The organism is Pedobacter sp. 01T416_2 (genome assembly GCF_056398925.1).
In genome coordinates this window covers 1-1,841 of the sequence record NZ_JBFTQI010000993.1, presented here as the reverse complement: position 1 = coordinate 1,841, position 1,841 = coordinate 1, and the positions used below count along the sequence as shown (strand labels likewise).

Sequence of the window (1,841 nt, the reverse complement as noted above, 5' to 3'; positions counted from 1 at the left end):
GCTACCACCGGCAATACCAATTATAAATGGCTTTTTGTTTAAACTCATTGAGCACTATATGTTAAATTGCAGAAAAAACGTTTGTCTAAAGCGCCCAATGAATCGGCTACAGCTTTAGTCATTACAATTATAACATCTTTTGTGGATTCGTTCTCCGTAAATTTACCAACAACTTTGGCAAAGGTAGTGCGGTTGGTCATTGGGTTGGTAATCTTAATTACCCTGCCCACAGGTGCGGTACGGTGTAAAACCAACATTTTTGTTCCGTCCAGGTCCTGATCTGCAATCCAAACTGCGGTTCCTTTTTCTTCGATCTGACTTAAACCATATACGCTCGGGTCGCGGCGAAGTTTAGGGTCTTTAACCATGGTGCTATCTGGTTCGTTTTCCTGCTCTTCTTTCGATAAATCATTAACCGATTTAGGTTGTGGCGGTTTAGGAATAATCAGTTTCTGATCAACTTTAATTGCGTTGTCTTCCAGTTTATTTGCTGTTCTGATCTGATAAGCCGTTAAATTGTATTTTTTAGCAATGGTAAAAATGTTTTCTCCAGTAGCAACGGTATGAATAAAACTTTCTTCTTTAGTTGCTTGTGCTTCTTTAACTTTTGCTTCTACCTCTTTAACTTTTGCTTCAGCTTGTTTTTCTTTCGGAACCTGAACATCTGTAATAATCCCTCCCGGTACTTTTAAAACCTGTCCAATGGTAATGGCGTTATCAGGCAAATCGTTCAGTTTTCTAATCTGGTAAGCGGTAATGCCGTATTGTTTAGCGATGGTGAAAATAGTTTCGTTCCTTAAAACAGTATGTGTGCCGGCCGCATCTGTAGATTTGTTCTCCTGAACAGGTTTTTCTTCAGCAGCAGATACTACTTTGTTCTCATCAATGTTTTTAGTTGCCGGAATTTTAAGTTTCTGACCGATACGCAAGTTATTTCCTGAAAGATTGTTGGCTTTTTTTACTTCTTCAACAGTAGTGCCGTATTTCTCGGCTATTTTGCCTAAAAACTCCTTAGGCGCAACAGTATGCTCGATCATGGTTTGATCAGCAGATGATGCATTGGCTTGAAGCGTTTCTGTATTGTTTTTCGCTGGTGGCGTTACCGGAGGAGCTGTTGCAGTTTGTTCTCCATTTTTAGCAGGGATTTTTAAAACCTGACCGATACTTAAATTGCTGCTGCTAAGATTGTTTAAAGCTTTAATCTCATTAATGGTTGTGCCATATTTTTCGGCGAGCATGTTTAAGTTTTCTTTTGGCTTGATGGTATGCTCTATTATATTGCCAKTAGAAGCGCTTTGATTTTGTGTGCTGTTAACTGATCCTGTTACGGTAAAAGGAATATTTGTTGGTACTTTAATGATTACCCCAACCTGAAGATATTTATTGTCATTAAAGGCCATAATCTCTTTAGGAGAAACATTATACCTTCTTCCTATTGAATAATAAGTGTCTTTTGCTACAGTTTGATGAACGATCAGTTTTTTGCCTTTATTATTTTCTACACCGATAGAGTCTCTTGCTGTGTTGGCTTTGGCATTTGCAATGTTTAAGGCAAATAACACTACAGCAGATAAATATATTTTATGCATTTATTTTATGTAAATTTCTAAGTCAAAGGGAGCAATTATACGAATAATATTGTTAACCAGTCTATGTTCAGCTATTCGTTTTTAAGTAAAAATAAGATGACTTTAATAGCTTAATATCGATATGCATTTATTTTATGTAAATTTCTAAGTCAAAGGGAGCAATTATACGAATAATATTGTTAACCAGTCTATGTTCAGCTATTCGTTTTTAAGTAAAAATAAGATGACTTTAATAGCTTAATATCGATATGC

The 1,841-nt window shown here is 36.3% G+C and carries 1 protein-coding gene; it reads right to left on the bottom strand.

The annotated features are described in order from the left end of the window. Window positions 1–44 precede the first annotated feature (44 nt). Window positions 45–1,589 (bottom strand): muramidase family protein, encoded by a 1,545-nt coding sequence (locus tag AC1DPQ_RS26635; RefSeq protein WP_477611417.1) that lies wholly within the window; start codon window positions 1,587–1,589, stop codon window positions 45–47. Between the last annotated feature and the right edge of the window lie 252 nt (window positions 1,590–1,841).